Origin of the sequence: Catellatospora sp. KI3, from assembly GCF_029948125.1 — a bacterium.
Classification (GTDB): domain Bacteria; phylum Actinomycetota; class Actinomycetes; order Mycobacteriales; family Micromonosporaceae; genus Catellatospora.
Genome location: NZ_JASAMB010000004.1, coordinates 198,143 through 222,189 on the forward strand (window position 1 = coordinate 198,143; position 24,047 = coordinate 222,189).

Sequence of the window (24,047 nt, forward strand, 5' to 3'; positions counted from 1 at the left end):
TCAGCGCTGCCGCGGCGTCCAGTCCGCCCGGCGGCCGAGGTAGGCCAGCAGCGCCTCGACCGGGTCGGCGGCCGCGGCGACGGGCAGCTCGGGCGCGTAGGCCCCGTACGCCCGCAGCGGCTCGACGATCTCGCGTGCCACGGCCAGCAGCTGTGCTGCGGCCTGGTCGCTCAGCGGCGACGCGGCGCCGACCGCGACGGCGATGTCCCAGGCGTGTACGGCGGCGTCAAGCGCCGCCGCTCCGGCCGCGATCCACAGTGGCAGCGGCCCCTGCGGCAGCGGGACGGGCACCTGCCGCGCGTCCGCGTCGACGGTCGTGAAGGCGGCGGCCGACGCGTCCAGCGCCCGCCGCATCGCGTCCACCGTGTCGGCGGCGAGCAGGCCAGACGGCGGCTCACCGAGTGGGACGGCGGCTCCGGCAGCTGGCGGCCGATCGAAGAGGACCCCGAACCCGGCGAATTCCAGACCCTGGAAGGACCGGACAGCCCGACGGGGACGACCATCGGCCGCGGTTACGGCCTGTGGGTCTTCTCCTGCCCGACGTCCTTCGACCACCCGCACCGCACCGCGATGCAGTGACCTCTGCCGGACAGCCCGGCGCTCGGCTGAGCGCCGGGCTGTCCGGTCGTTGTTACGGTCAGACCGGCGAGCAGGTCAGGGTCGGCGCGCCGTTGCTGCTCTGCGGCGCGTTGCCCAGGAATCCGAACGTGGTGCTGGCCCCGGCGGCGAGGCTGCCGTTGTACGAGACGTTCTTGGCGGTGGTCGTCGATCCGCTGGTGGTGATCGTCGCACCCCATACCTGGGTGATCGTCTGGCCGTTGGCGAAGGTGACGGTGACGGTCCACTTGGTGATGGCGGCCGATCCGGCCGTCACCTTGACCTCACCCTGGAACCCGCCCGGCCACTGGCCGGTCAGCGCGTACGTGGCCGAGCAGCCGCCCGGCAGCGGCGACGGCGACGCCGACCGCGAGGGCGACGGGGACGGGCTGGCCGAACGCGACGGCGACGGGGAGGGGGACGCCGACCGGGACGGCGAGACCGACGGCGACGGGCTGTTCGTGCCGCCGAAGTTCACGTCGCTGCAGAAGTAGTACGACTGGTCCAGGTGGCTGGCCTGCCAGATGGTGAACAGCATGCCCCGCCCGCTGCGGCCGGGGGCGCTGCCGTTGACCATGATCGACACACCGCCGCCGCTCTCCGGGGTCCACTGCGCGGCCGGGGTGTTGCCGATCTGGCCGACAAGCTCCAGGTCACTCCACTTCAGCGCCTGGGTGACCGGGTTGAAGCCCTGCTTGGTGGCGTACACCCAGATGTAGTCGGCGCCGTGGAGAGCGCCGTCGAACAGCTTGATCCGGAAGTTGGTGCTGATGTTCTGCGCCTTCCAGTCCCCGACCGTGTCCATCGAGGAGTAGAAGCCGTTCTGGGTGCGCCCGGCGCTGCACAGCTGGCCGTCGGGGATGGCGCCCTGGTGGTTGCCCGCGACACCCTCCCGGAACAGCGAGTTCCAGTTCCACATGGCGTTCGGGTTGGCCTGCCAGGCCTGCCAGCACATCGGGTCGAGGGTGGCCATCTGGGGGTTCTGGAAGTCGCTGCCCCAGCGGGCCCAGCAGCCGTAGTTGCGCGAGGCCGGGTCGACCACGTTCCCGTGCGCGTCGGCGACCTTGGCCAGGGCCGTGGTGAGCAGCAGGATCGAGGTCAGGGCCACGACCAGGGACGAGATGATCAGTTTGCCGCGGGTTGCGGCGAGTGAGGACATGATGGCTCCAAGACATCGGAGGTACGGATGTCACGCGCGCTGGAGTGGCGCGGGCCCGGTCCGCAGGCGCTGGCGCGCGTGCTGGACACCGACGTGATCGGTCGTCGGCGATGCGATGGTCGGATGCGTGCCCGGCATCCATACCGGCTGCGTGGCTCCCGCAGCATGCCCGGCTAAACTTTACACATTCCAATAAATGTGTCAATGAATGCCCGCATCGGCACGGTTCCGCCAGCCGATACGCTGGCCGGATGGACCGCGCCGCGTCATTCGATCTGCTCCCGCCGGACCTGCCCGTCGTGACTCAGCTCAGCCGTATCGCCGACGCCCGGGGCTGGCTGGCCGAGCTGCCCGAACTGATCGCCCAGGTGCGTGAGCGCTTCCAGCTCACCCTGTCCCCGCCGCTGCGCGGCGGCAGCTGCAGCTGGGTCGCGCCCGCCACGCTGCCCGACGGCACCGGCGTCATCGTGAAGATCGCCTGGCCGCACCCCGAGATGTACGGCGAACCCGCCGCGCTGCGGCTGTGGCAGGGCGACGGCGCCGTCCGGCTGCTCGCCCACGACCCTCGGCACCACGCGCTGCTGCTGGAGCGCTGCGATCCCGGCCTGCCGCTGGGCGACTCCACCGCGCCCGCCGACGAACGGCTGCGGCAGGGTGCGCGCGTGCTGCGACGGCTGTGGCGGGCGGCCCCGACCGGCGGGTTCGACCCGCTGGACAGGGTGACCGCCCACTGGGCCGACCTGGTCGACGAGCGCATGGCCCGGCTGCGGCCCGGCTACGACCCCGACCTGGTCGCCTACGGCGCCCGGCTGCTGCGGGAGCTGCCCGCGACCGCCGACCGCCGGGTGCTGCTACACGGCGACTTCAACCCCAACAACGTCCTGTCCTGCGGCGACGGCCGCTGGCTCGCGATCGACCCCAAGCCGATGGCGGGCGATCCCGCGTACGACCCGTGGCCGCTGCTGGAGCAGGTCGACGACCCGTTCGCGCACCCGGACCCGGCCGCGGTCCTGGCCGCACGGCGCGACCTGCTCGCCGCCGAGCTGTCCGTCGACCCGCAGCGGATCGTACGCTGGGCGGTGGCCCGCCGGGTCGAGACGGCGCTGTGGCTCGCCCATCACGGCGACACGCCGGGCGGCGCGGCGGTGATGGGCGAAGCGCGGACGCTGGCCGAGTTGTGAACGGCCGCGGGCGGCGACCACCCGCGGCCGCGATCAGCCCCAGCAGGTCGGGCAGTTGGGGCCCTGGTCGACCATCCCGTACTCGATCGAGATGGCCGCGGGCCTGTCGACCAGCGGGGAGTCGACCGGTATCTGCGCGCCGACCTCCTTCATCCGTCCGTCGCCGGGCGTGACGGTGACGGTGACCGAGCGGCAGTCCAGGCGCACGTTCGGCGCGGCCAGCAGGCACACCGCCTGCGTCTCATCCGGTGCGCCGACCTTCGCCTCGAAGAGCGGCGGCAGCGGCGCGCCGCCCCAGTACGTCGTCGCGGTGCCGTAGGTGTGGCCGTTGGAGAGGTAGACGGCCAGTGCGAACACCTCGTACTGGGTGGGCGGGTGGCACGTCTGGAAGCGGCCGTGCAGCATCAGACTGCCGTCGTAGTTCATCGCGCCGTCGTCGATGTGGCCGGTGGTGGCGGTGCCGGCGGCACAGCTCATCCACTTGAACCGGTCGGTGGCCGCGTGCGCGGGTGCGCCAAGGGCCAGCAGCACCGCCAGCACCGAGATCAGCGCGGCAAGTCGACGTCTCATGATCACTCCTCTTCCGGTTCGCCCGGATCCGCGACGCGGTCGGATCCGGGATCGTCTCCGGCCCCGAGCACGAGGCCGAGCTGAAACCTGTTGATGACGTGGTACCGCTCCATCAGGCCGCTGATCGTGTACGCCACGGTGCGCAGGCTGATCTCGAGCTTCGCCGCCACGGCGGCGTCGGTGAATCCCTTGGCCAGCAGCGCTAGCACCGCTTGCTCCCGAGGGGTGAGGTCCATGGGTGGTTTCCAATCCCGTATCGGATCCCGGGCGCGGTCCCAATGCTCGTGGAAGAACGCGACCAGCTGTTCCACCACGGTTGGGGCGGTGATCTCCCAGGCGCCCGCCGCGAGGCGGTCCGGATCGATCGGAAGGATCGCGCAGCGACGATCGATGAGCATGATTTTCGACGGGAGGCTGGGCAGTTGCCGGAAGGCGAGGCCGTAGGCGTTGAGCTCGTCGGTGTGCCAACCCGACTCGTCCTCGGCCGTGGGCGGCACCCCCAGCGTGCGCACCTGCATGCCTCGGGCGTGCAGCGCGCGGTTGAGCGGAGCAGCCGCCTTGACCGTCTCGGCGCTGAACGCCGGCTCCGGGTTCATCGCCAGGTGCTCGCGGCGCGCCCCGTTGATCAGCTGCGCCAGGCGGTCACGAACCCCTGCCACGGTGAACAGCGGCCGTACGTCGCGGGCCGCCATGCGGTGCGGGTCGGGCACGAACTCCGGATTGATCAAGTGGGTGAGCCGCTCGCGCAGCCGGTGCCGGGCCGCGGCCTCCACCTGGCTGCGCCGTCGCAGCCCGGCGACGACCTCGGTGGCGGACCGCGCCGTCCACTGGCGACCGTCTCCGGTCCCCAACGGCAGCGCGGCCACCGCACCGATGGCGAGCAGTTCGTCGAGCGCTCCGCGCACCCGCTGGTTCTTCCATCCCAGCGAGGCTCCGGTCTGGTCGACCGACCAGGGACCGAAGGCGGCGAGCGTCCGGAAGACGAGATCCGCCCCCGCCGACACCCCCCACCGCGACAGCGACGGCACGACCTGCGTCTGCACTGGTGTATCCCCCCTGAAAACGATGCCATCCCCCGTCGAGCTGACATCGTTTCCGAGCGGGACGCTGCCAGCCCCGGCCGGGCTGGCGGGACTCACGGTAAAGACTCCGACCTGGCCCAGCCAGGATGTCGCCGCGCATTGCACTTTTGTGCAAGCGTCGGCGGCGGGCGACCGCTACCGGCTCAGGCGGTCGCCTCGACGGTTTCGCCCGAGACCGCCTCGGTCCGGCCGCCGTGCCAGGCCAGCACGCCGCACGCGGCAGCGGCCACGGCGCACACCGGCCACAGGGCGGCGGGCGCGAGGCCGTACAGGGCGGCGCCCAGCGGGGCGGCGAGCATGGTGCCGCTGGTCGCGGCGGCGGTGTAGAGACCCTGGTAGCGACCGGTCAGCCCGTCCGGGGCCCGGTCGAGCACGTACGCGGTCGCGGTGGTCTTGTAGAGGATCTCGCCCGCGGTGAGCACCACCATCGCGGCGATCACCAGCGCCGCGCCGGTGCCGAGGCCGAACAGCGCCATGCCGGCGCCGACCAGGGCGTAACCGGTGCCGAGGATCCTGGGGGCCGGCCGGTGCCGCAGCAGCATGGTCACCGGGATCTCCAGCAGCAGGATCAGCCCGGAACCGACCGCGATGAGCGTGGCGTACAGGGTGAGCCCCTGCCCGTGGTCGCGCAGGTGCACCGGCAGGGTGGTGTACAGCTGCCGGTACACGACGTCCACGACCACGATCGCGGGCAGCAGCGCCAGCAGGGTCCGGTCGGCGCGCACACTGGACCACAGCCCGGACGACCGCGCGGCCGGGGCGGTGGCGGCCACCGGCTCGGCGCGCAGCAGCGCGGCGGTGACGGCCCGTACCGCCAGGACGACCAGTCCGTCGATCACGAACAGCGCGGTGAAGTGCTCCACCGCCAGCAGCGCACCCAGTGGCGGGCCGATGACGCAGCCCGCGTTGAACGCCGCCCGGCCGATCGCGACGGCCCGGCGCCGGTCACCGGGCGCCACGGCCAGCGCGGTGAGCGCGCCCTGGGCGGTGCCCGCCGTGGCGCCGCTGTAGCCGAGCACGGCGGTCGACACCGCGAGCAGCGCCACCGGCGTCCACGGTATGAGCAGGGTGACGACCCCGGCGACGGTCGAGGCGGCCAGCAGGACGCGGCGGTGGCCGTACCGGTCGCCGAACCCGCCGCCGGTCAGGTTGCCCGCGAGCAGGCCCACGCCCAGTGCCCCGCTGACCAGGCCGGCCTGGGCCAGCGGCAGGGCACGCGGTCCGGTCAGGTACAGGAACAGGAAGGTGAAGACGAAGGACCCGGCGGCGTTGACGAAGCGGCCGACGGCGAGGATCCACACGATCCGGGGGATGTCGCGCACGCGGGCACCCTATGCCCATGATCACTCTCGCGCAAAGCCATTAGGCCACCCCGCCCGGCCCGATCTGTGGACGCGGTGCCGGGTCGACCCGGCACCGCGTCGGATGTCATCCCCAGCAGGTCGGGCAGTTCGGCCCGCCGCCGCCGGGGTCGTCGCTGTACTTCAGCGGGACCGTGACCGGCCGGGCGACCGACGGCGCGTCCGTGGGCACAGGATCTCCAAGTCGGGGCACGGCCTGCCCGTTCACCACCTCGAACACGATCGCGCGGCAGTCCAGGCGCGTGGTCGGGCTGACCAGCAGGCATACGGCGGTCGTGTCCGAGGGCAGTCCCACGTTGACCGCGAACGACGGCGCCGCCGGACTCACCGACCGCAGGTAGGGGTGGGCCCAGCCCCGCACCTCGGAGGGCCGGTAGAACACGATCGAGAAGATCTCGAAGGTCTCGATGTCCGAGCAGGCCACGAGCTGGCCGCGGAAGACCGAGGACACGCCCGGCACGACCGTGAGACTGTCGATCTGCCCGGTGACCACCGTCGGCGGGCAGTACGTGCTCATCCACGAGTAGGCGTCGCCGGTGAAGCCCCCGGCATGCGCCGAACCGGGCGAGCCGAGAGCCAGCAGCAGCGCCGTCGCGGCGGCTAGAAAGGAACGTCGCATCATCCACCTGTCTGCGGTCGATCTATACTCCGAACACCGGGCGGCCTTCTCAGGACGCCGGTGGCAGCACGGAACCGCACAGCACCGAGCACTTCGTCGAGCCCGCCGACCCCTCGTCGGCTCGCGGTGACACTCTGACCGCGACATCGACGGCGCGACCCGCATCCGCACTCGGTGCCTCCGCTGCCTCCTGATGCCATCCCCCGTCGGCTGACATCATTCCGCGTCGGATCTTGCCGTGCGGTCCCGTGCCGCTCCGGTGGACTCAACATAAAGATCGCGACGCACGGACGCCAGGATCGCGACCGCCGTTGCACTTTTGTGCAACGGCGGCGGCGCGGTGGCGCGACGCACCGGGGACCGTTTGACGCCCCGCAGGCCCGGCTCATAGCATCGACCCGGATCGCCTTCCGGGCAGACCGTCGCACCGCGACGGTCGGCACGCCTTTCGGGAGTCGGCGGGTCACAGGCGTCCGCAGCCCGCGCGACCGGCCGTACCCCTGGGCAGGGTGCGCGGCGGCGCGCACGCCCGTTGAGGACCCCACGTGTCTCCACTGTCCTGGAAACGCCTGCATGCCGGTCTCGGCATGCTCCTGCTGGCCGCCACGCTGCCTGTCGCGGTCATCGCCCTGTCCCCCGAGCCGGTCCGCGCCGCGGACCCGGTCACCGTCCTCACCAGTGACTTCGAGGACGGCACCACCCAGAGCTGGGCCATGCGCGGCACCGCCGAGGTCGTGGCCAGCAGCACCGCCGCCGCGCACGCCGGCACCCGCAGCCTGCTCACCAGCGGCCGCACCGCCGCCTGGAACGGCCCGAGCCGCAGCCTGCTGTCCACCGTCACCAAGGGCGTGCGCTACACGTACTCGGTGTGGGCGCGGACGGCGACCGGGGCGGGCACCGCGCAGCTGCGGATGAGCGTCGAGCGGCGACTGGGCACCACGACCAACTATGAGCAGGTCGTCAACAGCACCAACGTGTCCGAATCCGGCTGGACCCAGCTGACCGGCTCGTACACGCTGGCCAACGACGCCGACTTCTTCGCCGTGTACGTCGAGACGGTCAGCGGCACGGCCTCGTTCCACATCGACGACTTCACCCTGTCGTACGTCCCGGCGAGCCCGATCCAGACCGGCATCCCGTCGCTGAAGACCGTCTTCGCCAACGACTTTCCGATCGGGGCGGCCGTCGGCCGCTCGGAGCTGCTGGCCGAGCACGGCCAGCTGCTGGCCAAGCACTTCAACTCGCTCACGCCCGGCAACGCGCTCAAGTGGGACGCGACCGAGCCCACCGAGGGCGTGTTCAACTACACCGACGCCGATGCGATCGTCGCGTTCGCCAAGGCCAACGGCATCAAGGTGCGCGGGCACACGTTCGTGTGGCACCAGCAGACGCCCGCGTGGGTGTTCAACGACGCGGCCGGGCAGCCGATGACCGCCACCGCGGCGAACAAGACGCTGCTGCTGGCGCGGCTGGAGGCGCACATCCGCGCCGTCGGCACCCGCTACGCCAACGACATCTACGCCTGGGACGTCGTCAACGAGGTCATCGACGAGAACCAGTCCGACGGGCTGCGCCGCAGCACCTGGTTCAACATCACCGGGCTGGACTTCATCCGGACCGCGTTCCGGGTGGCGCGCCAGGTGGCGCCGAACGCGAAGCTGTACATCAACGACTACAACACCAACGTGGCGGCCAAGCGCGACAAGCTCTACGCCCTGGTCAGCCAGCTGAAGGCCGAGGGTGTGCCGATCGACGGGGTCGGGCACCAGATGCACGGCAACGTCGACTGGCCGACCGGCGCCGACGTCGACGCGATGATCGCCAAGTTCATCCCGCTGGGGGTGGAGCAGCAGATCACCGAGATGGACACCAGCATCTACACCAGCTCCTCGGAGAGCTTCACCACCCCGCCCGCCGAGCGGCTGACCCGCCAGGCCGCCCGGTACAAGGCCTGGTTCGACGTGTACCGCAAGTACAAGGCGAACATCACCTCGGTGACGCTGTGGGGTCTGGCCGACGACAACACCTGGCTGGACAGCTACCCGGTCAGCCGCAAGGACTTCCCGCTGCTGTTCGACGTGTCGCTGCAGGCCAAGGAGGCGTACTGGGCGATCGTCGGCACCACCTCGCCGTCGGCGTCCGCCTCGGCCTCGCCGTCGCCGAGCAGGTCGGCCAGTCCGAGCCCGTCGGCCAGCGCGTCGCCCAGCGCCTCGCCGAGCCCGTCGCGTAGCGCGTCGCCGTCGCCGACGGCGAGCACGCAGCCGGTGGGCTGCCGGGTGACGTACACGATCACCAACCAGTGGAACAACGGGTTCCAGGGTGACGTGGTGATCACGAACATGGGCGCCGCGCCGGTCAGCGGCTGGACGCTGCGGTGGACGTTCGCCAACGGCCAGGTGATCAACCAGGCCTGGAACGGCAACTACACCCAGACCGGGGCCAGCGCGGCCGTCACCAACGCGAGCTGGAACGGCACCATCGCGCCGGGGACCAGCCAGGGCTTCGGCTTCCTCAGCAGCTGGAGCGGCACCAACAGCAAGCCGACGCTGTTCAGCCTCAACGGCACCAACTGCACGGTCGCCTGACCGGACGGGTGCGGGTGCCCTCGCCGGGCACCCGCACCCGCCTCGCGGGTCAGACCCGGGTGATGCGTACCGCGTCGGCCACCACGTAGCCGGTGCCGCTGGTCCAGCGGCTGACGCCGATCTTGTTACCCGGCCCGGCCGGGAGCGTGAACGTGCCGATGGACACCCACTGGCCGCCGTTGGCCTGCTGGTTGACGTACACGGACTGGTTGCCGCCGGTCGTGGCCACGATGAAGGGCGTCAGATTGTTGTAGCCGGGGTCGGCCGGATACCAGACCGAGACCTGGTAGGCGCCGGTGGTCGGCAGGTCGGCCTGGAACCAGGCGACGTCGCTGGAGTTCACCGGGGTGGCGAACCGGTAGTCGGCCCCGTTGCGCTGCGGCGAGTAGGACGAGGTGCCCCAGTTGGCGCTGGCGGTGAAGCCGCCCGCCGCGGCGTTGTCGACGGTCGTGCTCCACTGCTGCGGTGCGCCCGGCGCGACGAGGTCGAGGTAGTCGTGGTCGATGTTCATCGTCACGCCGCCCCAGGTCTCGTTGCCGCCGCCGGTGTACTGGTGCACCCGCTGGTGGTCCGCCCAGTACGCGTCGGGGCAGTAGGTGCCCGCGTCGGTGTCGGCCACCCCGTTCCACCAGGCGATCCACAGCTGGTCGACCTGGGTGTAGGCCGGGTTGCCGTACTCGGCGCACACGTCCTTGATGCCGGAGTTGCCGCTGGAGTACATGCCGGACACGTAGCCGAGTTCGTGCAGGCGCTCGGTCCAGCCGGACAGGAACGACAGCACCGCCGCCTTGCAGGAGGCGCTCGTCGGGTACGCCTCCATGTCGTTGAAGATGGTGCTGCCGGCGCCGATGCCCAGCGCCTTGGCGGCGGTGGTGGAGCTGTTGGCGGCGGTGCGGCCCTGGGAGCGGGCCGTGGTCGGGTCAGCCGACATCTTCGGGGCGCGGGTGCCGCAGGGGGCCTGGTAGCCCAGCTCGATCGGCATCAGGTGCCAGCCGTTGGCGACCTGGTTGGCGACCCAGGTGGCGGTGAGGTTCGGCTGGGAGCAGGAGCGGCTGCCGCCGCTGATGTAGATGCCGACGGCCCGGTACGGCGAGCTGCTGCGCCAGGCGTTCATGTTGGACTGCGACGGGGCGGCGCAGGTCTCGAAGCCCTTGCCGGTGTAGGTACCCGGCTGCGGGGCGACCGCGAGCGGCGCGGCGGCCGCCGCCAGGGGTGTCGGCCCAGCCCCGGCGGTCGCGGCCGGTGCGGCCGCCCAGGTCGCGGCCACCACGAGTATCGCCGCCGCGGCCGTACCACCGATGCGGGCCAGTGCTCTTCCCATCCGCGCCTCCTTGAAGATTTCTTGCATTCCTCCGTCGTGAATAGAAAGCTTTTACCACACATCGAGCGCCGTCGGTAGGCCGCGCTTACCGGTCAGCTCGGCTCGGCCCGGACCTGCCGCGCGGTGGCCCGCAGCTTGCGGCGCAGATCCCCGGTCAGCGGATGCCCGACGGCGTTGAGGATGCGGTACGCGGTCAGCCAGTGCTCGCGCGCGGTCTCCAGGTCGCCGACCGCCTCCACCGCGTCGCCGAGATGGGTGAGCAGCTGCGCCTGCAGCACCTGGTCGTCCAGCTCCCGGGCCAGCCGCAGCCCCCGCTCGAACTGCCGCACCGCCTGCGCGTGGTCGCCCAGGTGCTGGTACACCAGCCCCAGCCAGTCCCAGCCGACCGCCTCGTTGGCGCGGTCGCCGCAGCGCCGCAGCGCGTCGATCGCCGCGAGGTGGTACGGCACCGCCTCCCGGTGCTCGCCCGCCATGTCGAGGTACAGGCCGACCGCCAGCCCCGACTTGCCCACCCAGTACCCGTCCCGCAGCTCGGTGTACAGGGCGAGGGCCTGCTGCGCCTGTTCGAGCGCGCGGACCAGGTCGCCCTGCAGCCAGTACACGTAGGACAGCACGTAGTGGGCCTCGCCCGCGCCGGCCCGGTCGCCGACCGCCCGGCTCAGCGCGACGGCCTGGCTCATGTGCCGGTGGGCGTCGTCGAACCGGGCCAGGCGGCCCTGCACGGCACCGAGGAACCGGTGCGCGTGGGCGGCCGCGGGCTGGTCGGTCATCGCGGCCGCCGCGCGCAGCGCTACCGCCCAGGCGGCGCCCTCCTCACGCCAGAGCCGCCGCTCGTGCAGGAACGTGTCCAGCGCCCAGGTGAGCTGCCACGCCTGCATGTGCAGCCCCGCGTCGGCGGCCTGCCGCAGCGTCGCGAGCAGGACCCGGTGCTCGTTCTGCAGCCAGCGCACGGCCGCGTCGAGGCTGTTGTAGGCCCGGTGCGCGCCGGGACGGACCGCCAGCACCAGCGGGATCGGCGGCCGGACCGGGTTCAGCACCAGATCGGCCTGGTAGGCGGCGTGGGTGTAGTGGTCGAGCAGCCGGGTCAGCGCCGCCCGCCGCGACTCGTCCGACTCCTGCGCGCGGACCAGCTCGGCGGCGTACGCCCGCAGCAGGTCGTGCAGCTGGTAGCGGCCCGGCACGTGCTCGGTCACCAGGCTCGCGTCGGCCAGCTCCCGCAGCGTACGCCGCACCTGCGGAACGGGCAGCCCGGCCAGCGCGGCGACCGCCGCCACCGCGATGTCGGGCCCGGCCGCCAGGCCCAGCAGCCGGAACAGCGCGGCGGCGGCCGGGCTCAGCGCCCGGTACGACCACGAGAACACCGCCCGCACGCCCTGCCCGTCGCCGTCGGCCAGCACCTCCAGCTGCCCTCGGGTGCGGCGCAGCTCCAGCGCGAGGGTGACCGGCGAGAACCCGGTCAGCCGGGCCCTGGCTCCGGCCAGCGCGAGGGCCAGCGGCAGCCGCCCGCACGCGGCCGCGATGGCGGTGACGGCGTCCCGGTCGCCCGGCTCGGTGCCCATCCGGCGGGCCAGCAGCTCCACCGCCTCGGCGACGGGCGGCACGTCCAGCGGCACCGCCAGGGCGCCGGTGTGCGCGATCAGCGTCGCCAGGCGGCGCCTGCTGGTGACCACGGTGCGGGTGGCCGCGCCGCTGGGCACCAGCGGGCGCACCTGATCTGCGTCGCGCGCGTTGTCCAGCACCACCAGCAGCCTGCGGTCGGCCGTCAGGCTGCGGTACAGCGCCACCTGCGCCTGCGGGTCGGTCGGCACCCGGTCGGGCGCGACACCGAGCGCGTCCAGGAAGCCCCGCACGGCCGCGACCGGGTCCACCGCCTCGTCGCTGTCGTCGAAGCCGCGCAGGTTCAGGTACAGCTGGCCGTCGGCGTACCCGGCGGCGACCCGGTGCGCCCAGTGCACCGCGAGCGCGGTCTTGCCGACCCCGGCCACCCCGGAGATCACCACCAGGCCCGGCGGCGCCTGGTCGAGGGCGGCGAGTTCGCCGTCGCGGCCGGTGAACCCGGTGACGTCGGCGGGCAGCTGCGCGGGCGTCAGCAGATCGGGGGCGTCCGAGGGCGGCGGTTCGACCCGCTCGGCGTCGTCCGCGCGGTCGCCGGACTGCTGCGGCTCCGGCTCGGCGGGCAGGGCGGACTGCTGGAAGCGCTCGCGGTCCTCCGGCGACAGGGCCAGCGCGTCGGCCAGCGCCCGGACGCTGCTCGGCCGCGGTGCCGCGACCCGCCCCGCCTCCAGCTCGCGGATCTGGCGCACGCTCAGCCCCGACGACGCGGCCAGTTCCTCCTGCGTGAGCAGCGCCTGCGTACGCAGGGCCCTCAGCGTGCTGCCGAACACGGCGCTCCTCCCCCAGCTGCGGCACCCCGTCTGCTGCGTCCGCCACCGGCAACCGCCGGTAAGCCGCCGGTGTGCCGCCGCCGCACCGCCCGCGGCGGCTCGTGCGGCAGGTCTCGCCCGAGGGGCGACCACTGACGACGAAACACCAGGTCGGGCGCTTGCGGCGGAACGGATCAGGCCTCGTCCGATAGTCGCCGGGCGACTAGCCGATCATCCAATCCGTACGCACCGGTCGAGGCTAGCAAAGCGGCAAAACGCCGATCAACCGCAGGCGCGACGCCTGTCCTCCGACCCGGGGTCCGAACAAGACTGATCACGGCGCCGAGAACCGGCGCCGGATTCCCTTGGAGGAAGCATGTCCCTGAAGAAGTTCGTGGGACGGGCCGCGCTCATGGTGGCAGCCGCCACCGCGATGCTCGTCCCCACCACGACCGCCGCCCACGCGGGTGACTACACCGTCTGTCCCGAGGAGTACGTGTGCGCCTGGGTGGACCGCGACTTCACCGGCCCGATGAAGCAGATGAAGTACGACAACCCGAGCTGGAACTGGACGCAGTCCTCCTGCGGCAGCGGCACCTGGATGAACTGCGCCTCGTCGGTCTACAACCACGGCAAGAACTGCGACGTGTGGCTGTGGTCGGGGACCAACTACACCGGCCAGGCCCTGTACCTGTACAAGACCAGCCGGCTGGCGTTCCTGAACTCCAACCCCGGCCCCAGCCCGGTGGGCTCGTGGGAGGACATCATCAAGTCCAACCACTGGTGCTCCTCGCGGTGACCTGGTGAACCTCCGCAGCGGACCGGTCAACCCGGTCGACCGAAGGGCACTCACCCTGGGGCTGTCGGCGGTTCTGCTGGTGGCGGCGCTCGGCGGATGCGGCACGGCCGCACCGGCGGGCGTCGCCCCGCCCGCAGCCGCGGGCGCACCGGCCCCGACCTGGGCCGCCGCGCCGAGCCCGGCCGCGCAGGATCTGGTGACCTGGTCCGGAACGTTTCCGCAGCACCGGTACCTGGTGACACTGGCCGAGAACGAGCTGACCAGGCGGTGCATGAGCGATCGCGGGTTCGCGTGGTCGGGCTACACACCCGACCAGCCGACGGGGGCGACCGACGAGCAGCGCCTGCTGGACCTCGACCGGCGCCGCCGTGAGGGCTACGGCATGGCGGCCGGCGGCGACGACGCCGAGCCCGCGACGGCCGCCGACCCGGCCGAGAGCACGCCCGCCTACCGGCTGGCGCTGTTCGGCGACGAGAAGCGGACCGGCTCGGTCGAGGTGCCGGGGCTGGGCACGATCACGTACGCGCTGGACGGGTGCATCGCGCAGGGCTACGCGGGGGTGTTCGGCGATCTGGACAGCTGGGCCCGGGTGGCGTACCTGCCGCAGGGGCTCAACCGGACCGCGGCCCGCCAGGCGGCCGCCGATCCCCGCTACACCGCCGCCCTGGACGGGTGGCGCCGCTGCATGGCCGCGCACGGGCACGCCTACCAGACGCCCGACGCCATCCGGGTGGCCCTGGGCACGGCCTACGAGCAGAGCACCGAGCCCGCCGAGACCCGGCTGCGCACCGAGATCGCCCTGGCCGTGCAGGACGGGCAGTGCGACGTGCAGGCCGGGCTGTCGCGCACCGAGCTGCGGCTGCGGCGGGAGTCGGTGCTGGCGCTGGACACGGCCCAGCGCGCCGAGGTGGCCGACCTGGCCGTCCGGTTCGCCGCCGCGGTGGGCCGGGCGCATGCCCTGCTCGGGAGATGAGCGGCGTGCGGCGCCGGGCGGGTCGAGGTGAGGGGCAGACCCCGAACCGCCCGGCGCCCAGCTAGACGGTGCGGACGATCGTGAGCGCGACGTCGTCCTCAAGGTCGTCGCCGAAGTGCTTCAGGATCTCGTCGCACAGCTCGTCGGCGGACAGCTGCTGCCGCTGGGCGACCACGTCGAGCAGGCACTCGGGCGCGGCGCTGCGCTCGGCCTCGCGGCGTTCGATGAGTCCGTCGGTGAACAGCACCAGCGACGACCCGGGCGGCAGCTCGACCGTGTGGTCGGCGCGGGTGGTGGTGCTGAGGAACCCCAGCAGCGGCTCCGGCGGCGGTGTCAGCAGCCGGGCCTGGCCTGTGGGCAGCAGCAGCACCGGGGGCGGATGCCCGGCGTTGGACCAGCGCAGCAGGTGGCCGCCCGCAGGGCGGGGCGGCAGGGTGAGCTGGGCCAGCAGCACCGTGGCCAGCGTACTGGGGCCGAGGGTGGCCATCGCCCGGTCCAGGGCGGACAGGATGGCCGAGGGCGGCGACTGGACGGTGAACGCGATGCCGCGCAGCAGGTTGCGGATCTGGGCCATGTCGGCGGCGGCCCGGCGGTCGTGCCCGCTGACGTCGCCGATCGCCACGGTCAGGCAACCGCCGGGCAGGACGAACGAGTCGTACCAGTCGCCGCCAACGTGGGCCTGCTCGGCCGCCGGGCGGTACCGGACGGCGATCTGCACCCGGTCGTCCTCCACCGGCGGGGTCAGCAGGCTCAGCTGCAGGGCCTCGGACATCCGGCGCTCCAGCGCGGCGGCGCGGCGCTCGGCCTGGTGCGCGGCGACGCGGGCGATCGCCTCGGCGGTGGTGGACCCGACCAGCCGCAGGAAGGTGCGGTACGCCTCGTCGACGACGAGCGCGTCGTTGAGCCGCGCGGTGAGCAGGAACTCCACCGGCGGGTCGGCCAGCGACGCCAGCGGGATGCGCACCAGCGGACCGTCGGCGGTCTGGGCGATGGTCAGGTCCTCGCGGGCCACGCCGTCGTGGTCGTGCAGCCGGTGCAGCCGCACCTGCGACAGGTCCGACGCGGCGGGTCGCAGCGCCGCCGCGACCTTGTCGGCCAGGTGGTCGAGGTCCTCCAGCACGGCCAGCGCCTGCGCCAGGCGGCCCAGCGCCTCGATGCGGCGGCGGGTGACTATGCGCGGGGTCGCCTCCTCGGTGATGTCGATGACGCCCTCGATCGCGTTGCCGGCGCCGCGCACCGCCGAGTACGCGAAGGTGAAGTAGCACTCCTCCAGGAAGCCGTTGCGGTGCAGGTCCAGCCGCAGGTCCTGCATGAGCACCGAGCCGTCGCCCCGGCGTACGGAGTCCAGCAGCGGGCCGATGACGTCCCAGATCTCCGGGAACACCTCCTCGGCGGGGCGGCCCAGCGCGGCGGGGTGCTTGCCCGCGATCAGCTCGACGTACGCCTCGTTGTAGAGCAGCACGTAGCGGGGGCCCCACAGCAGCGTCACCGGGAACCTGGTGTTCAGGGTGATGCTGAGCGACGCCCGCAGCGTCGGGCTCCACGAGTCCGGCGGACCCACCGCCGTCGCCGCCCAGTCCACCTGCTCGTAGGCGCCCCGCAGGCTGCCCGCATCACCGAATGCGGCGATCATCGGGTACAGACCCTCACGAATGGTGATCCTATAGAGGCGCGGCACGACCGCCCAGCGCACCGGGAAAAGTCGTCTGCCGCCGCGACGACGCCAGGGAGTTCCATGCCGATTTCGCATACGGTGTCGGAAACCGCCGACGCGTGCACGGTCCACCTCGTCGGCGAGCTCGACATGGCCGAGATCGAGGCGGTCACCGGCTGGCTGAAGCAGGTCGTGGACGCCTGCACCCACCCGGTGGTCGAGGTCGACCTGGCCGAGACGATCTTCCTGGACTCGACCGGCCTGTCCGGCCTGATCCGCGTCTACCAGTACGCCCACGGGCGCGGCGTCGAGCTGCGCTGCGTCAACCCCCGCCCGTGGCTGCGCCGCATCTTCGACCTGGCCGGGGTGTCGCCGTACTTCGGGCTCTAGGCGTCGGGGCGCAGCGAGTCCAGCAGCGGGGCGAACCGCTGGGAGGCGTCGAACAGGGCCTCCGGGCCGAGCCGGTTGGCGTGCAGGTGCGACAGCAGCTCCATGCCCAGGTACATGGCGACCGCGGCGGTGGCCAGCTCCCGGACCGGGATCACCTCGGCCAGCGGCGTGCCCGCGAGCAGCCCTTCGATCGCCTCGGCGGCGAAGTCCTGCCAGACGGCGGTCTGCACGCGCACCTGCTCGGCCAGGCGCGGGTTGCTGTTGGCCGCCGCGACCAGCTCCTGCACCGCCGCGATGTGCCCCTCGGCGCCGTCCTCCTCGTAGAGCCGCCGCAGCCGCTCCAGCACGTCGGCGAAGCCGCCGACCCCGGCCAGCTCGGCCCGGTAGCGGGCCAGGCGGGCGTCGCTGGTGAACTGGGCGGTCGCCACGAGCAGGTCGTCGAGGTCGGCGAAGTGGTAGTAGATGACACCGGGGGCGAAGCCCCCGGTGCGGGCGATGGCGCGGGCGGTGGTGCGCCCGTACCCCTCGGTGGCCAATGTCGTGACGGCCGCCTGCAGGACCCGGGCGCGGGTGTCGGCGCGGGGCACGTCAGATCACCCGGACCGGCCTGACCCCGGCGCGGGCGAGGTGCGGGTCGAGGCGGCGGGCCAGTTCGGGCAGGCGGTGGCTGGGGATCTGCGGGTACAGGTGGTGCTCCAGGTGGTAGGTCAGTTCGAGGAAGACGGCGGGGATGATCCTGCCGCGCAGCGTACGCGTCTGGGTGAGCGGGTCGTCGCCGTACCGGTGGTGCGGCAGGTAGACGGTCAGCAGCGGGTAGACCCAGCTGCCGACGATCGCCATCACCGCGTACGCCAGCAGCGCCGGGCTGTGCGGCCACAGCAGCACCCCGCCGGCCACCGCCGCGAACGGCACCGCCGCCTCGGCCAGCAGCCACGCCCGGCGCCGCCGGTCGCCCTTCGCCCGCCCGAACGCCCACCACCACAGCCTGCCCAGGAACACCGGCCCGTAGGCGACCGCGCCGAGCAGCGTCAGCTTGGCCGGGTAGCCCTCCGGGTCGTCGTCGGACGGGAACAGGCGGTGGTGCTGCAGGTGGGTGTCGCGGTAGGCGTGGCCGCTCTCCAGCAGCACCACGCCCATCGCGAACAGGGCCCACTCGGTCTGCCGCGGGCTCAGCCCGAGGCTGCGGTGCACCACGTCGTGGGTGACGGTGACGACCGCGACGAAGATCCCGAAGACCAGCGGCGGCGTCAGCCACCACCAGCCGCGCCAGGCCGCGACGGCGAAGAGCACGATTCCCGCGTACGGCCGCAGCAGCGCCAGCCACCGCCGCCGCCCCGACACCGGCAGCAGGTCCGCCCCGACCTCGGCCAGGCTCGGCAGCCCGGCGGCGCTCACAGTGCCGCCCGGGTTCGTGCCTGCGGGCCTCGCATCGCTGCGTCCTCGCACTTCACGAGAGCACCGCCGCGCGGGTGTGCCGGCGGACGTCGGCGGCGACGATGCGGCTTCCCAGCACGCAGGCGACGGTGCCGAGGCCGGGCCAGGTGCTGTCGCCGACGAGCCAGAACCCCGGCTGGGCGCTGCGGTGGCCCAGGGCGTGCTGGTTGGTGTTGCGCGGCGTCTGCCGCACGCCCCCGACCGCCCCGCCCGGCCGGCCCGTGAACCGCTGGTAGCTGCGCGGCGTGCCGACCTGGCACACCACCGCCCGCTCCGCCAGCCGCGGGTACGCCTGCCGGGCGTACCCGATCAGCCGCCGTCCGATCTCGTCCTTGCGCGCCGTGTAGTCCGCCTCGGACAGTCCGGCCCAGCCGCCCAGCTCGGTGTGCGTCGAGATCATCACCGCGCGGTGCCCCGCCGGGGCGCTGTCGAGGTCGCCGGGGTCGGACACGGACACGAACATGTTGTTGCCCTCCCCCAGCGGCCGCGCGTAGTCCTGCAGCAGCTGGTGGTGGGTGAACTCCTGCCCGGACACCTCCTCCTCGGGCACGCCCAGGAACACCGCCACCGCCCCGCCCAGGTCCGGCTCGTCGCGCCGCAGGTACGGCGCCAGCCCGGCGGCCACCGCGCCGGGCGCGATCGCGGCGGTGAGCTGCGCCGGGATCGCGCTGACCACGCTCGCCGCGCTGACGGTGCCGCGCGGGGTGTGCACGGCGAACGCGCCCGCCCGGCCGGTGACCTGCTCGACCCGGCAGCCGGTGCGCAGGTCGCCGCCGAGGCCGCGGTAGTGGGTGACCAGGCGGCGCCAGAACCCGTGCATGCCGCCCCGGTGGCGGCTGAGCCCCGCGCCCCGGATGGTCACCCCGAGCGCGGCGTTGATCAGCGGCGCCCGGTCGACGCTGCTGTGCACCGTGTCCTCCACCAGCATCCCGAGCAGCGCGGCGAGGCTGTCCTGCCCGCGCAGGCCGTGGCGGCGCAGCTCGTCGCCCAGCGTCCGGTTCAGGTGCCGGGCGAGCGGGAGGTGGCGCGGGCCGAGGGCGCGCAGGTCGTGCAGGGCGTCGCCCGGGGTGCGCACGGGCAGGCGGATGCCGGTGCGGCTGGCCGCCCAGAACACCTGCGCGAGGTGGTCGAGGGTCGCCCAGAAGCGGCGGTGGGCGCGGGTGTCGCCCAGGGTGCGCAGCCGCTCGGCGTGCCAGCGGTCCGGGTCGCGGTGCAGGGTGACGGTGCGGTCGGGCAGCCAGGCGACGTAGCCGGGCAGGTCGTGGGCGTCGAGGCCGGTCAGGCCGGTGGCGTCGAGCAGCTCGGCGCCCACCCCGCCCGGGGTGAAGTCGACCAGGGTGGTGGCGCCGACGTCGAAGGAGAAGCCGCGGTGCCGGTAGTAGCCCGCGCACCCGCCCGCGTGGCCGTGCGCCTCGAAGACGACGGTGGCCAGTCCTTGGGCCTGTAGGCGCAGGGCGGTGGCCAGCCCGGCCATGCCGCCGCCGATGATCGCGACGTCGCACCGCCGCGGCAGCGCGCGCGGTGGGCGGGTGCCCACCGGTACCTGGTTCTGAACATCCGTTCTGAACATGTGTTCAAATTAGAGGCGCGCGCGCGTCACGTCAATGTCGTTGGCAGGGGCCAGTTTCGGCGAAAGTGCAGGAATCTTGGCGGGCATTCGTGCACTTTCCCCGAAACTGCAGCCAAAACGGCGCGGTGTCTACGCGGCGGCGTCGCCGCGGGCGGCGGCCAGGGCACGGGTGCGGGCGGGGCGGGCGGCGACCAGGCCGAACAGCGCCGCGGTGAGGAACATCAGCGAGCCGTAGATCACCGACGGCATGCCGATCACCTGGTTGTTCAGCAGCGACGGGCTCAGCGCCAGGGTGATCGCCAAGGTCGCGTTGTGGACCCCCACCTCGAACGACGAGGCGACCGACTCGCGGTGGGCCACCCGCAGCAGGCGCGGGGCGGCGTACCCGATGGCGAGGCTGAGCAGGTTGAACGCGACGACGGTGACGCCGACCGCCTGGATCGCGGGCCCGAGCTGGTCACGTACGCCCAGGACGGCGCCGGTGAGGACGAACACGAGCACCGCGACGGACAGGATGCGGACCGGCCGCTGCATCCGCTCGGCGAAGGCGGTGAACCGGCCGCGCACCCACATGCCGACCCCGATCGGGACCAGCACCATCGCGAACACCTGGAGGACCTTGTCGAACTGCAGGCCGAGCGTGGTGTCAGACCCCATGAACGCCGCGATCGACCAGTTGACGATCAGCGGCAGCGTGAACGCGGCGAGCACCGAGTTCACGGCGGTGAGGCTGATGTTGAGCGCCACGTTGCCGCGGAACAGGTGGCTGTAGAGGCTGGCGGTGCTGCCGCCCGGTGACGCGGCGAGCAGCATCATGCCCACGGCGAGTTCCGGACGCAGATCGGCGAGGGTGACCAGGCCCAGGCAGACCGCCGGCAGCACCACCATCTGGCAGACCAGGCACGCGACGACGGCTTTCGGATAGGCCAGCACCCGGCGGAAGTCGCCGACGGTGAGCGTGAGACCCAGGCCGAGCATCACGATGCCCAGCGCGACGGGAAAGAGAACTATCGATACGACACTGTCCATCTCAGAATGGTCGGGCCGGGTGGGTCGCGGCTCATCTCCGAGAATGTCGTACCTGCGCCGATCCGGACTATTCGCGACACCAGACTTCAGCGTCGGCGAGGAAGGCGGTGGAGGACACCCGGGGCTCGCGGGTCACCCGCGGCGTCCCCGCCACGGCGGCGCCGTCCAGGGTGAGCACGCCCTCGGCGCAGGGAATGTACACCGTGGACAGCAGGTGCGGTACGCCCCCGAGGTCGAAGCCCGGCGCCTGGATCAGCCGGCGGTCCAGCGGACCGGTGATCTCTACCGTGGCCCCCGCAGCGCGGGCGCGCACGCCCGCCGACAGGTCGTAGTCGAGCTCGACCGGTGCCCGCACGACCGCCGGAGCGGGCCAGGGCAGGCCGGACACCTCCGGGAAGTGACGGGTGAAGTCGGCCGCCAGCCACTCGCCGAGCGGCGCGTCCTCGGTCACGACCCGTACGGCACCGTCGTGCCACACCACCAGCGCGCTCCCCGAACCCCGCTCGGACCAGTCCACCCGCCACACCGAGGCGAACGCGGTGCGTGCCCCGGACTCGTCGAACAGGGTCAGGCCCGGGTTGGCGCCCATGAGACGTACCGACACGCGTGCTCCGTTCGATCGACCGGGAGTCCGCGAACGTAGCAGACGTCAGTCGTGCGCCACGGTGCCCGGATACTTGATGCCCGCACCGGTGTTGAGCACCACGACCTCGTCGGTCGCCGACAGCCAGCCGCGTTCGCGCAGCAGCCGGGCCGCGGTCAGGCACGCCGCACCCTCCGGGCACAGCAGCAGCCCTTCGGTACGCCCGAACTCGCGCAGGTCGGCGAGGATGTCGGCGTCGTCGACCGCGATCGCGGTGCCGCCGCTGTCCGCCAGGGCGTCCAGGATCAGCTCGTCGCCCAGCGGGGCGGGCACCGTGATGCCGAACGCGACCGTCCGCGCGTCCGGCCATTGCCGCACCCGCCGCTCGCCGCGCTCGAAGGCGGCGACCACGGGTGCGCAGCCGGTGGACTGCACCGCCACCAGGCGCGGTGCCGGACCGGTCAGCCAGCCGAGTTCGCGCAGCTCGACAAGTGCCTTTTGGATGCCGATGAGACCCACGCCGCCGCCGGTCGGGTAGAGGATGACGTCAGGCGCCCGCCAGCCGAGCTGCTCGACGATCTCGTACCCCATCGTCTTCTTGCCCTCGAGCCGGTAGGGCTCCTTGAGCGTGGAGGCGTCGAAGATCCGCCCGTCCGACGCCGCGATCAGCCCGGCGATCAGCTTCCCGGCGTCGCTGATGAGACCGTCCACCAGGTGCAGCTCGGCGCCGGCGGCGACCACCTCCTGCCGGGTGATCAGGGGCGCGGCCAGCGGCATCGCGATGGTCGCGCCGATGCCGGCGCGCGCGGCGTACGTCGCCCAGGCCGCGCCCGCGTTGCCGTTGGTGGGCATCGCCACGTGCCGCGCGCCCAGCTCGACGGCGCGCGACACCCCGACGGCCGCGCCGCGCGCCTTGAACGACCCGGTCGGGATCAGGCCCTCGTCCTTGACCAGCAGGCGCTCCAGCCCGATCAGCGCACCGTATGCGGGCGCGTGCCACAGCGGCGTCCAGCCCTCGCCCAGCGTGGTCACATGCCGGTCCTCCCGCACGGGCAGCAGCTCGCGGTAGCGCCACAGGTCGGCGCCGCGGCCGGCCAGCGCGGCCGGTTCGACGGCGCGCGCGACGGCGGCCAGGTCGTAGCGGGCCAGCAGCGGCGAGCCGCAGGAGCACAGGTTCTGCAGCCGGTGCGCGTCGTGCTGGGCGCCGCAGCGGGGGCAGTCCAGGTGGGTCAGGAACATGGGCGCTCGGCTCCTCCGTGTGCGATGGTGCACTCTCGATGATGCGCCGCCGCTACCCGCAGCCGGTGGCCTGACCGCTCAGTCGAGTTCGACCTCGGACCAGTCCAGCCCGTCCAGGTTGACCACGATCGCCTCCTGGGTGGTCCGGGCGATCACCACCACCGCCTCGGTGTCGGGATCGGGGTTCTCCTCCCGGTGCGGCACGTACGGCGGGACGAAGATGTAGTCGCCGGGGCCGGTCTGCACGGCGGTCTCCACCGGCTCCTCCCCCTCCAGGTCGAGGAAGACGAACACCGGGGTCCCGGAGACCACGAAGATCGCGGTCTCGGAGGCGCCGTGGTGGTGGTTGGCCGACTTCGTGTGGCCCGGGACGTGCGTCTGCCCCATCCACAGGCTGCGGGCGCCCACGGTCTTGCCGCTGACCGCCTCCAGCCGCTTCATCCCGGGCGTCTGCGTGGTCTGCGACACCAGCCCGTCCGGGGCGACCCGGTGCAGGCGCCGGTGGAACGGGTCGATGTCGGCGGGCAGCAGCACCCCGCTGGGCGTACGCACCGGGCCGCCGGACGTTCCGGCGGGCACGTGCAGGACGTTCATGATGCTCCTTGTGCAGTTAGTACGCGCGGGGCCTCGCCCGCGGGTGACAGGACGCGGCGCAGCGACTCGGCCGCGCCCTCGACGAGATCGGGGCGCAGCCCCCGCCGCGACCACACCGACAGCGGCAGCGGCAGGGCAGGCGGCAGGTCGTCGCGGGTGACCAGCCCCTGCGGCGTCTGGCCGAGGGTGGCCATCAGCCCCACGCCCAGGCCCGCCTGCACCGCCGCCTGCACCCCGGCCAGGTGCGGGGCCTCGCAGCCGACCTCGGCCGGCAGGTCGGCCCCGGCCAAAGTGTCCAGCGCGCGGGTACGCAGCGCGCACGGCGCGTCGAAGGCCACCAGCGGGATCGGCTCACCGGAGCGCGGCGGGCGCCAGCCCGGCGCCGAGTACCAGGTCAGCTCCAGCTCACCGACGGTCAGCGCGTCGGGGTCGTCGGCGGGCCCGAACAGCAGGGCCAGGTCGATCCGGCCGTCGGCCAGGCCGGTACGCAGCTGCGCACCGCGGTCGATGCGGAACCGCACCCGCCAGTCCGGGAAGGTGCCCGCAAGCGCACCCGCCAGCTCCGGCAGCAGCTGCGCCGCCGCGTGCTCGGTCGACCCGATGACCAGTGCCTGCTCGGTGTCGATGCCGAACCCGCGCAGCACCTCGTCGTGCAGGGCCAGGATGCGCCGCGCCTGCAGCAGCAGGGTCTCGCCGGCCGCCGTGAACCGCGAGCCGCGGCCCTGCCGGGCCACCAGTGGGCGCCCGACGGCCGCCTCCAGGCGGCGCACGTGCTGGCTGACCGCGCCCTGGCTCAGGTACAGGGCGGTGGCCGCGCGCTGGAAGCCGCCGCAGTCCGCGACAGCGACGAAGCTGCGCAGCGGGGCGATGTCCAGGATGCGGTTCATCAGATTCCTTCCGTGGATACTCCGGCGTTCAGGCCGGGGAGGAAACGGAGCCCCTGT

General features: G+C 72.9%; 22 protein-coding genes. 5 read left to right on the forward strand and 17 right to left on the reverse strand.

The features are described 5' to 3' along the window. Positions 1-354, reverse strand: a complete 354-nt coding sequence (locus QEZ54_RS09365; RefSeq protein ID WP_281304117.1) for a hypothetical protein — start codon at positions 352-354, stop codon at positions 1-3. 283 nt (positions 355-637) lie between these two features. After that, entirely contained in the window at positions 638-1,756 is a 1,119-nt protein-coding gene (locus QEZ54_RS09370; RefSeq protein ID WP_281304118.1) for a lytic polysaccharide monooxygenase, read from the reverse strand. 251 nt (positions 1,757-2,007) lie between these two features. On the opposite strand from QEZ54_RS09370, the gene QEZ54_RS09375 reads away from it, so the two are divergent. Further along, the gene (locus QEZ54_RS09375) at positions 2,008-2,937 is read left to right on the forward strand and encodes an aminoglycoside phosphotransferase family protein (RefSeq protein WP_281304119.1); all 930 of its coding nucleotides are present in this window, start codon (positions 2,008-2,010) and stop codon (positions 2,935-2,937) included. 33 nt (positions 2,938-2,970) lie between these two features. Here the strand turns inward: QEZ54_RS09375 and QEZ54_RS09380 are convergent, their stop codons facing one another. The 4 genes from QEZ54_RS09380 to QEZ54_RS09395 form a co-directional block, all read right to left on the reverse strand. Beyond that, a complete protein-coding gene (locus tag QEZ54_RS09380; RefSeq protein ID WP_281304120.1) occupies positions 2,971-3,507 on the reverse strand; it encodes a hypothetical protein in 537 nt (178 codons plus the stop codon). A 2-nt stretch (positions 3,508-3,509) separates the two neighbouring features. Beyond that, positions 3,510-4,550 (reverse strand): LuxR C-terminal-related transcriptional regulator, encoded by a 1,041-nt coding sequence (locus tag QEZ54_RS09385; protein ID WP_281304121.1) that lies wholly within the window; start codon positions 4,548-4,550, stop codon positions 3,510-3,512. Positions 4,551-4,732: 182 nt separating this feature from the next. Beyond that, a complete protein-coding gene (locus tag QEZ54_RS09390) occupies positions 4,733-5,911 on the reverse strand; it encodes an MFS transporter (RefSeq protein WP_281304122.1) in 1,179 nt (392 codons plus the stop codon). Positions 5,912-6,017: 106 nt separating this feature from the next. Next, complete coding sequence (locus QEZ54_RS09395; protein WP_281304123.1) at positions 6,018-6,569, reverse strand: hypothetical protein; 552 nt, start codon at positions 6,567-6,569, stop codon at positions 6,018-6,020. A gap of 545 nt (positions 6,570-7,114) precedes the next feature. On the opposite strand from QEZ54_RS09395, the gene QEZ54_RS09400 reads away from it, so the two are divergent. Further along, entirely contained in the window at positions 7,115-9,154 is a 2,040-nt protein-coding gene (locus tag QEZ54_RS09400; protein WP_281304124.1) for an endo-1,4-beta-xylanase, read from the forward strand. A 49-nt stretch (positions 9,155-9,203) separates the two neighbouring features. Here the strand turns inward: QEZ54_RS09400 and QEZ54_RS09405 are convergent, their stop codons facing one another. Then, positions 9,204-10,475: a glycoside hydrolase domain-containing protein gene (locus QEZ54_RS09405; RefSeq protein ID WP_281304125.1), complete on the reverse strand. Its 1,272-nt coding sequence runs from the start codon at positions 10,473-10,475 to the stop codon at positions 9,204-9,206. 92 nt (positions 10,476-10,567) lie between these two features. Then, a complete protein-coding gene (locus QEZ54_RS09410) occupies positions 10,568-12,859 on the reverse strand; it encodes a tetratricopeptide repeat protein (protein ID WP_281304126.1) in 2,292 nt (763 codons plus the stop codon). Positions 12,860-13,214: 355 nt separating this feature from the next. On the opposite strand from QEZ54_RS09410, the gene QEZ54_RS09415 reads away from it, so the two are divergent. Together QEZ54_RS09415 and QEZ54_RS09420 are read left to right on the forward strand one after the other, a co-directional pair. Then, positions 13,215-13,637: a peptidase inhibitor family I36 protein gene (locus QEZ54_RS09415; protein ID WP_281304127.1), complete on the forward strand. Its 423-nt coding sequence runs from the start codon at positions 13,215-13,217 to the stop codon at positions 13,635-13,637. Positions 13,638-13,641: 4 nt separating this feature from the next. Beyond that, a complete protein-coding gene (locus tag QEZ54_RS09420) occupies positions 13,642-14,610 on the forward strand; it encodes a hypothetical protein (RefSeq protein WP_281304128.1) in 969 nt (322 codons plus the stop codon). Between the two features lie 61 nt (positions 14,611-14,671). On the opposite strand, the gene QEZ54_RS09425 is transcribed toward QEZ54_RS09420, so the two are convergent. Further along, complete coding sequence (locus QEZ54_RS09425; RefSeq protein ID WP_281304129.1) at positions 14,672-16,243, reverse strand: PP2C family protein-serine/threonine phosphatase; 1,572 nt, start codon at positions 16,241-16,243, stop codon at positions 14,672-14,674. A gap of 102 nt (positions 16,244-16,345) precedes the next feature. Between QEZ54_RS09425 and QEZ54_RS09430 the strand changes: the two genes are divergently transcribed. Beyond that, the gene (locus QEZ54_RS09430) at positions 16,346-16,654 is read left to right on the forward strand and encodes an STAS domain-containing protein (protein ID WP_281304130.1); all 309 of its coding nucleotides are present in this window, start codon (positions 16,346-16,348) and stop codon (positions 16,652-16,654) included. Here the strand turns inward: QEZ54_RS09430 and QEZ54_RS09435 are convergent. From QEZ54_RS09435 to QEZ54_RS09470, 8 genes are all read right to left on the reverse strand, one after another. Then, the gene (locus QEZ54_RS09435; RefSeq protein WP_281304131.1) at positions 16,651-17,241 is read right to left on the reverse strand and encodes a TetR/AcrR family transcriptional regulator; all 591 of its coding nucleotides are present in this window, start codon (positions 17,239-17,241) and stop codon (positions 16,651-16,653) included. The two genes, QEZ54_RS09430 and QEZ54_RS09435, sit on opposite strands and share 4 nt — an antisense overlap. 1 nt (position 17,242) lies before the next feature. Next, positions 17,243-18,049 (reverse strand): fatty acid desaturase, encoded by an 807-nt coding sequence (locus tag QEZ54_RS09440; RefSeq protein WP_281304132.1) that lies wholly within the window; start codon positions 18,047-18,049, stop codon positions 17,243-17,245. Between the two features lie 52 nt (positions 18,050-18,101). Then, entirely contained in the window at positions 18,102-19,625 is a 1,524-nt protein-coding gene (locus tag QEZ54_RS09445; protein WP_281304133.1) for an NAD(P)/FAD-dependent oxidoreductase, read from the reverse strand. Between the two features lie 162 nt (positions 19,626-19,787). Continuing rightward, a complete protein-coding gene (locus QEZ54_RS09450) occupies positions 19,788-20,687 on the reverse strand; it encodes a bile acid:sodium symporter family protein (RefSeq protein WP_281304134.1) in 900 nt (299 codons plus the stop codon). Positions 20,688-20,754: 67 nt separating this feature from the next. Further along, positions 20,755-21,291 carry a hypothetical protein gene (locus tag QEZ54_RS09455; protein ID WP_281304135.1) on the reverse strand — a complete coding sequence of 179 codons (537 nt, stop codon included), beginning with the start codon at positions 21,289-21,291 and terminating at the stop codon, positions 20,755-20,757. Between the two features lie 45 nt (positions 21,292-21,336). Further along, positions 21,337-22,509, reverse strand: a complete 1,173-nt coding sequence (locus QEZ54_RS09460) for a threonine synthase (RefSeq protein ID WP_281304136.1) — start codon at positions 22,507-22,509, stop codon at positions 21,337-21,339. 78 nt (positions 22,510-22,587) lie between these two features. Further along, on the reverse strand, positions 22,588-23,103 hold the full coding sequence (locus QEZ54_RS09465; RefSeq protein ID WP_281304137.1) for a cupin domain-containing protein: 516 nt from the start codon (positions 23,101-23,103) through the stop codon (positions 22,588-22,590). Next, complete coding sequence (locus QEZ54_RS09470; protein ID WP_281304138.1) at positions 23,100-23,990, reverse strand: LysR substrate-binding domain-containing protein; 891 nt, start codon at positions 23,988-23,990, stop codon at positions 23,100-23,102. The genes QEZ54_RS09465 and QEZ54_RS09470 overlap by 4 nt, the downstream gene beginning before the upstream one ends. Positions 23,991-24,047 lie beyond the last annotated feature (57 nt).